Below are 7,941 nucleotides of genomic sequence, written 5' to 3' on the forward strand. Positions count from 1 at the left end.
CTCAAACTCGCTGATGTTATTGAGCAAAATGGCGAAGTGTTTGCCCGCCTGGAATCACAAAACTGTGGCAAGCCTTACCACTGTGTTTTGAATGATGAAATTCCTGCTGTGGTGGATGTATTCCGCTTCTTTGCAGGTGCCAGTCGTTGCCTGAGCGGGCTGGCTGCGGGGGAATACCTCAGCGGCCATACTTCGATGATCCGTCGTGATCCTGTGGGCGTGGTGGCGTCTATTGCACCGTGGAACTATCCATTGATGATGGCAGCCTGGAAACTTGGCCCAGCACTTGCCGCGGGTAACTGTGTTGTTATCAAGCCGTCTGAAATCACGCCACTGACCGCCTTTAAGCTTGCCGAGCTTGCGAAGGATATTTTCCCTGCGGGAGTATTGAACGTGCTGTTTGGCCGCGGGCAAACGGTGGGTGATGTGCTGACCGGTCACACAAAAGTGCGCATGGTTTCGTTAACCGGCTCGATTGCTACGGGTGAACATATCATCAGCCATACCGCGCCTTCGATTAAACGTACCCATATGGAATTGGGCGGTAAAGCGCCAGTGATTGTGTTTGATGATGCAGACCTTGATGCGGTGGTGGAAGGCGTGCGTACTTTTGGTTATTACAACGCCGGCCAGGACTGTACAGCCGCCTGCCGGATTTACGCTCAAAAAGGGATTTACGACAAACTGGTTGAGAAACTGGGTCAGGCGGTCAGCAGCCTGAAAGTTGGCTCGCCTGAAGATGAGTCCACCGAACTGGGCCCACTCAGTTCTGCCGCACACCTTGAGCGTGTAAGCAAAGCGGTGAATGCCGCCAAAGCGCTGCCGCATATCAAAGTGGTAACGGGGGGGGCGAAAGTAGAAGGACCCGGATATTACTTCCAGCCAACGTTGCTTGCTGGAGCGAAGCAGGAAGATGACATCGTGCAGAAAGAAGTTTTTGGCCCAGTCGTCAGTGTGACGTCGTTTGATGAAGAAGAACAAGTTCTCGGTTGGGCTAACGATTCCAGCTACGGTTTAGCCTCTTCGGTGTGGACAAAAGATGTTGGCCGCGCTCATCGTCTCAGTGCTCGTTTGCAGTACGGTTGTACCTGGGTCAATACCCATTTCATGCTGGTGAGCGAAATGCCACACGGCGGGCAAAAATTGTCGGGTTACGGCAAGGATATGTCGCTATTTGGTCTGGAAGATTACACCGTGATTCGCCATGTAATGATTAAACACTCATCTTGATAATAACGGGGTATATCGTTATACACGTTTACCCCCTTAAACCAGGAGTTTTCACCTTGTTAGTCGACTCATAGAAACTTAAATTTATATGAGTACCCATACTAACAGGAATGAATATGCGTAAGCCTCGATCTTTATTAACTGCTGCGACGGTGGCTATTACACTGTCCATATTTTCAGTGTCAGCGTTTGCGAATCCTGGCAATGGTAATGGTAATGGTGGGAATGGTGGCGGCGGTGGCGGAAATAGTAGCAGCGGTAATAGCAACAGCGGTAATAGTAACAGCGGTAACAGTGGTAAAAGCAGTAACCAAGGAAACAGTAGCGATAAAGGCGATAAAGGCGATAAAGGAAGTCAATCCGATAAAGCGGATCAGGGAGATAAAGGAAACGCGAGTGCAAAAGAAAATCAAGGGAGCCGGAAAAACTACGGGAAACCAGACCACGTCGATTCCGATATCACTTTTAATGATGCGCGCCGTTTAGCCGTTAACTATGGTTTGACGGGCTATCAACCACTGCCCCCGGGCATTGCTAAAAATCTGGCACGAGGTAAACCATTACCTCCGGGTATCGCGAAAAAGGCAGTCCCGGGAACAATGCTTAACCAACTCCCTTATTATCCTGGGTATGAATGGCAGGCAGTTGGCGATGACCTCGTCTTAGTTGCTCTCAGTACCGCTATTGTGACCACTGTTATTACTAATGTGTTTGATTAACCTGTTTTCTGAAATAAAAAAAGCTCGCCTCGGCGAGCTTTTTTATTCTTGTCTTATTAGTGGTCCAGATACAGGTAGTGCATCCAACTGGTCATGCGCAGTAGAACTTTACGCATCACTGACACATGAGTGAAATGGTCAGAATAGACGGCAACTTGTGCGAATATTCCATCTGGTAACGCATCCACTTCAGCATTAGGGTCAAGCTCAATCACCGCAATAACACCGTCGCTTCCCGGAGTCAGGGTCAGTGATTGCAATGCACCTTGAGCTTGATAGCTACCACCAGGGACAACCGGGAGAACCGAGGTGAGTTTCCCGGTGTAAACTTGTCCAGGAAGCGCATTAAACACCACTTCGGCTTCATCTCCCGCTTTCAAACGTAACAGCGAGTTTTGCCTAAACTGCGCGACTATCTGACGTTTCTGTTTAGGGATAAATACCATCACTGGGCGCAATGGCAACGCGGCCGCATAAGTACCTGGGCGGATAAGCACTTGTGTCACGTAACCGTCACTTGGGGCACGGATAACAGTTTGATCAAGGTTATATTTGGCTTCCGCAAGCTGGGCACGCAAGCTAACAATCTGGGATTGCTCACCATTGACCATGCTTTCTAATTGGTTTTTGATTTGTGCCTGCTCGGCAATCGAGCCTTTTACCAATGCATCCTGCGCCAGATAGTTTTGTCGGGCGTTATCAATATCACTTTCAGAGAACGGGTTGACCCGCGCTTTACTGCCCTGAAGGTAACGTTGGTAATCCTTAAACAATCTATCGCGTTCTGCGGACACACGGGTAGTATTGGCTACGGCCGCATCAAGTTGTGACTTGAGCGACTCGGTGCTGTGAATTTCGGTGGTTAAATCAGCCTGAAGCCTGTCGACCCGCGTTTGATAACGAGTGGGGTCTAATTTAAACAGGACTTCTCCTTTTTTAATCACTGTATTTTGTTTATCGGTAACCTCACTCACAATCCCTGTAACTTGTGGGGTAATCGGAATGGAGATAACGGCTTTTTGCGCCAGATAAGTATAAGGGTGGTTATAGTTCATTAATAAAATAAGTGCACCGATTAAAAACACACCACCCAAAGCAGCGGTTGGTACTGTCCATTTATTAACGGGTATTTTAAATATTTTGAAAATTGACCACGCAAAAGCGACATATGTCAGAATAATCAGTAAATCCATGATATTACTCCGATGGAGTTGTTTTATTTTCGCCTAACTTTAGCTCAAGGTCAGAGACCCTTTGCTGTAACGAAGCCAGTGTTTCATCTGGGTTTTGTTGCATTCCCCAGCCCCGTTCTGGTCGATAAAGGGTGGCCCAAATCCATAAGAAAGGCCAAATAACATGCAAGGTAAACAAGCTCACCCAACCGGCGACATGAATGGCATCGGCATGGGGATGGTTACGAGCCTTAGCAATAAGGTATGGAATATCGTGCAGGATAATGATCCCGTAGAAAATAATGAGAAAGACGAAAATAAGTACACCCAGGGCAAAGTAATTAAGAAACATAAACGACCTCAATCAGATAACTAGAGTTCTTTACTAAAGATAACTAGAGTTCTGTACTAAAGATAGTTGTTATTTAAACTCCAGGTAATGAATAACGAAAAATTACTCTTTATCTTAAATTTCTGTTGATTATGAGAAGGATGACGCTTGGGCTTCTCTATGCGCATCCGTTGATGTGTTTAAACGAAGCGTCATCCAGGGTTTTCTCTGGTCGGTTATTCGGCTTCGTCACGAATGTCGGTAGCCGCGCCACTCTTCTGTACGCACTCACTCTTCTGTACGCACTCACTCTTCTGTACGAACCAACGAGGGAGGCGGGCAGTGGGCGTAAGTGGTTGTCAAAACTTGATCTAAATCAAAAAAAAGGGCATATTTTGCGGCAAATTTTCCAGACAACAAATTAATAAAAATGACTCTTTATCAGGATATGTTGGTTTTTTATGCAGTGATGGCATTAGTCACTGCATTTATCACATGGTTTTTGGCTCATGATAAGAAACGAATTAAGCTGTTAAGCTCTGTGCTGGTGGGGGCAACCTGGCCGATGAGCTTCCCAGTCGCGTTAATGTTTTCGCTGTTTTAATTCGTTTTTAAGCGGGATGGGTGATGAATGGCGTGACCTTTTTAAAGCGGTTGGTGCGATTTTAAAATGGTTGGAGCGACATCGTTGCAGCAGCTTAAACAACAAAGGAAGGGGAGTTTCCCCTTCCTGAAAACGCACCTACTGACTGGCTTTCTTCAACATCTGATACAACTCATCTTTTAGCCGCAACTTCTCTTTTTTCATCTGTAGGACTTTTTCGTTGTATCCCGTCCCTTGCGGCCCTCCCTTGCGTAAAATTTCATCGTCGAGTTGATTGTGCTTATCAAACAAGCTGTGGAAACGCGGGTTGGCGGATTTTAGTTCGTTAATCAATTCACGGTACTCAGGAAACATTGCAAACCTCCTGGACTGTTAATGGTGAATGGAGTGTGACCTGGCAATTGCTGCCACTTGCAGTGTAGACACTGCTGGCTGTGAATTGGAAGCATCGCTTGGTAAGGGTTTGTCAATTTGCGATCCGTGAGGCGTGTTAACAATTTCGAATATAATTTCGCCAGTTCACTCCTTGCTTAACGGCAAAAATTGATAAAGACAGTCTCGTTTTCATGTGCTAAAACATATCTATGATATATCTTACGCATTCAAAAATGAGAACCCCATGACCTTACAAACCAAACCTAATCTTCCGCAACGTGTAAAAAATGACATCAAATTCCGTCAGTTAATTGTCAAAAGCAAAGAGACCGTTGCGGGTTGTTTTTATCGCATTGTCTTTAGCAGCCCAGAATTAGCGGGTTTCACCTCGCGGGGATTTGATGATCATGTGAAAGTGTTTTTCCCGCCAGAAAGCGGTGAGTTCATCCGTCCGTCAGTCACTGACGACGGTATTGTATGGGGTGAAGGACCGCGTCCACTCTCCCGCGATTACACACCGCTGGCTTTTGACGCCACGCGTAATGAGCTCACGCTGGATTTCTACATTCACGATGGCGGCGTTGCCAGTCTGTGGGCTGAAAATGCCACTGTTGGCGACACGTTACTGATTGGCGGGCCACGGGGATCACTAGTTGTACCAACCGATTATTCATTCCAGCTCTATATCTGCGACGAAAGCGGTTTGCCTGCCGTTCGCCGTCGTCTGTTGTCGCTGCCAGAACATATTATCCCCACGGTGCTGGTTAACAGCCAACATGCTCTCTGCCTCGATTATTTGAGTGAGTTTAAACACGCACAAATTCACAGACTAAACACCGACGCTATCGCTAAACACGTAAGCCAGATTGAATTCCCGCAGCGCGACTATTTTGTCTGGGTAACCGGAGAAGGTCGCGACGTAAAACAATTGAGTGATGAACTGCTGGAAACTCACGGTCTGGACGCTGATTACGTTCGCGCGGTGGCTTACTGGCATCAAAAATAAGGAAACGAACATGAGAAACCATCATCTTCACTCGCGGCTTTGTGCCAAACATGAACGTCACGAAAGACACGGTTTGCACGGTGGTCATGGCCATCACGAACACAGCGGCATGGAAGGTAAAACCCGCATGCGCCGTGAACGCCTTTTTGATGCCAACGACATTCGTCTGCTGATCCTGCATTTCCTCTCAGGCAGCACCGCGCACGGTTATGAGCTGATCAAATCTATCGAGGCCATCGCAAAGGGTGAATATGTCCCAAGCCCGGGGATTATCTACCCGAACCTCTCTTTGCTTGAAGAGATGGGATTGATTACCCCTGTGGAAAGCGACAGCAGCAAAAAAGCATGGATGCTAACTGAAGAAGGGCATGCTGAACTCGTACTGCAACAAGACCCCCTCGCTCATATCATCGCTAAACTCGAGTCGTTAGGCGTATTGGGTGATAACCGCCGTCTTCCGGAAATACAGCGTGCCATCCACAATTTCAAAATGGCGTTGAATACCAAACTTGGCCAAAGTGATTTACCCAAAGAGACGCTGTACAAAATCATCGATACGCTGGATCAGGCGGCAAAAGATATTGAGCGGAGTTAATTTCGTTATTTCTGTGCAATGAAGCATAAAGTTTTACCCGCAGATGCCGAAACTTTATGCTTCTGTTGTTATGAGAACGAAAAAGCATGTTAAATCGCATAAAAGTTGTAACCAGTCTTCTCTTTGTGCTGGGTTTATTTGGTGTCTTACAAATGACGTCTGGCGGGTTGTTCTTCAACGTGCTGAAAAACGACAAAGAAAACTTTACCGTGCTGCAAACCATTCGCCAGCAGCAATCCACGCTCAACGGTAGTTGGGTAGCATTAATACAAACCCGTAACACGCTAAACCGTGCAGGCATCCGTCATATGATGGACACCAATAATATTGGTAGCGGCTCGACAGTCAATGAGCTGATGCTTATCGCCAGCCAGTCGTTAAAACAGGCTGAAAAGGATTGGATTGCGTATGAAGCCTTACCACACGACCCACGCCAGAGCGAAATATCCATTAATGAAATCAAGCGCAATTACGTTATTTACCACGGCGCGCTTGCTGAGCTGATTCAATTGCTGGGTGCGGGGAAAATTAACGAATTCTTCGACCAACCCACGCAAAAATATCAGGATGGTTTTGAGAAAGCGTACGTTGATTACCTGCAACAGAATGACCGTCTGTATCAACAAGCGGTAGACGACAATAACCAGTCTTACTCGCAGGCTATTTGGATAATCATCGTGATTCTGCTACTGGTTGCTGCGGTGATTATTACCGTCTGGCTGGGTATCAAGAAAACCCTGCTTGAACCACTGCATCGCCTGCTTGAAAGTATTCGCCATATTGCCAACGGTGATCTGGTGCGCCCGATTGATGTGGAAGGCACCAATGAGATGGGCCAACTGGCCGCCAGCCTGCAGCATATGCAGTCTGAGTTGATGAGCACAGTGAGTGATGTGCGTAACGGCGCGAACGCAATTTATAGCGGTGCCAGCGAAATCTCCATCGGTAACAACGATCTCTCATCCCGTACTGAGCAACAGGCCGCATCGCTTGAAGAAACTGCCGCCAGCATGGAAGAGCTGACCGCTACCGTGAAACAGAATGCGGAAAATGCGCGTCAGGCAAGCCAACTGGCGTTGAGTGCTTCCGAAACCGCGCAGAAGGGCGGCAAAGTGGTGGATAACGTGGTGCGTACCATGAACGACATCGCCAGCAGCTCCAAGAAAATTGCCGACATTACTAGCGTAATTGACGGTATTGCCTTCCAGACCAACATCCTTGCACTGAATGCCGCTGTTGAAGCAGCGCGTGCGGGTGAGCAAGGGCGTGGATTTGCGGTAGTGGCCGGTGAAGTGCGTAATCTGGCACAGCGCAGTGCGCAGGCTGCCAAAGAGATCAAAGGCCTGATTGAAGATTCCGTTAGTAAAGTGGATACCGGTTCTACGCTGGTTGAAAGTGCTGGCGAAACTATGGATGAAATCGTCAATGCGGTCACCCGCGTGACTGACATCATGGGCGAAATTGCCTCGGCATCCGACGAGCAAAGCCGTGGTATCGACCAGGTTGGGCTGGCGGTTTCTGAAATGGACCGTGTGACGCAACAAAACGCCGCGTTAGTGGAAGAGTCTGCCGCAGCGGCTTCAGCACTTGAAGAGCAGGCCAGCCGTCTGACCCAAGCCGTTTCCGTGTTTCGCATTAACCAGGAAGTGAAAGCTAAATCCCGCAGTGTTGAACCGAAATTGACGCTGGCTCCAGCGACAGCCCCTAAGGCCGTTGTCGGTGATTCAAATGAGAATTGGGAAACCTTTTAAACACCGATCACTTAAGCCAATGAAATAGGGGAAACACCGGGATTTGGTTCCCGGAGGGACGCCAAACCCGGTGGTCGCCCCGGATATCTCGTTCTTAAACTAATGGTGTTACGCAAATGCGGGTTTTTTAGCTTTTATAGGGTGGATAAGCGTAAGCG

At 47.8% G+C, this 7,941-nt stretch carries 9 protein-coding genes; 6 read left to right on the forward strand and 3 right to left on the reverse strand.

The features are described from left to right. On the forward strand, nt 1–1,230 hold a 1,230-nt coding region (locus VJY99_RS17895; protein ID WP_324120883.1), incomplete at its 5' end, for an aminobutyraldehyde dehydrogenase. 116 nt (nt 1,231–1,346) lie between these two features. Next, a complete protein-coding gene (locus VJY99_RS17900; RefSeq protein WP_324120885.1) occupies nt 1,347–1,949 on the forward strand; it encodes an anti-virulence regulator CigR family protein in 603 nt (200 codons plus the stop codon). Nucleotides 1,950–2,005: 56 nt separating this feature from the next. Here the strand turns inward: VJY99_RS17900 and VJY99_RS17905 are convergent, their stop codons facing one another. Both VJY99_RS17905 and VJY99_RS17910 read right to left on the reverse strand, forming a co-directional pair. Beyond that, nucleotides 2,006–3,142 (reverse strand): HlyD family secretion protein, encoded by a 1,137-nt coding sequence (locus tag VJY99_RS17905; protein ID WP_324120887.1) that lies wholly within the window; start codon nt 3,140–3,142, stop codon nt 2,006–2,008. 4 nt (nt 3,143–3,146) lie between these two features. Beyond that, nucleotides 3,147–3,473: a DUF3302 domain-containing protein gene (locus tag VJY99_RS17910; protein ID WP_324120889.1), complete on the reverse strand. Its 327-nt coding sequence runs from the start codon at nt 3,471–3,473 to the stop codon at nt 3,147–3,149. Nucleotides 3,474–3,882: 409 nt separating this feature from the next. Here VJY99_RS17910 and VJY99_RS17915 point away from each other — a divergent pair, with 409 nt between their 5' ends. Then, complete coding sequence (locus VJY99_RS17915) at nt 3,883–4,056, forward strand: GhoT/OrtT family toxin (protein WP_324120891.1); 174 nt, start codon at nt 3,883–3,885, stop codon at nt 4,054–4,056. 138 nt (nt 4,057–4,194) lie between these two features. Here the strand turns inward: VJY99_RS17915 and VJY99_RS17920 are convergent, their stop codons facing one another. Further along, nucleotides 4,195–4,410 (reverse strand): YdcH family protein, encoded by a 216-nt coding sequence (locus VJY99_RS17920; RefSeq protein ID WP_324120893.1) that lies wholly within the window; start codon nt 4,408–4,410, stop codon nt 4,195–4,197. Nucleotides 4,411–4,675: 265 nt separating this feature from the next. Between VJY99_RS17920 and VJY99_RS17925 the strand changes: the two genes are divergently transcribed. From VJY99_RS17925 to tsr, 3 genes are all read left to right on the forward strand, one after another. After that, nucleotides 4,676–5,437: a siderophore-interacting protein gene (locus VJY99_RS17925; protein WP_324120895.1), complete on the forward strand. Its 762-nt coding sequence runs from the start codon at nt 4,676–4,678 to the stop codon at nt 5,435–5,437. A gap of 10 nt (nt 5,438–5,447) precedes the next feature. Next, nucleotides 5,448–6,032 (forward strand): PadR family transcriptional regulator, encoded by a 585-nt coding sequence (locus VJY99_RS17930; RefSeq protein ID WP_324120897.1) that lies wholly within the window; start codon nt 5,448–5,450, stop codon nt 6,030–6,032. Between the two features lie 86 nt (nt 6,033–6,118). Then, the gene (gene tsr / locus VJY99_RS17935; RefSeq protein WP_324120899.1) at nt 6,119–7,783 is read left to right on the forward strand and encodes a methyl-accepting chemotaxis protein; all 1,665 of its coding nucleotides are present in this window, start codon (nt 6,119–6,121) and stop codon (nt 7,781–7,783) included. Nucleotides 7,784–7,941 lie beyond the last annotated feature (158 nt).

It is taken from the genome of Buttiauxella sp. (assembly GCF_035271705.1).
Lineage (GTDB): Bacteria > Pseudomonadota > Gammaproteobacteria > Enterobacterales > Enterobacteriaceae > Buttiauxella.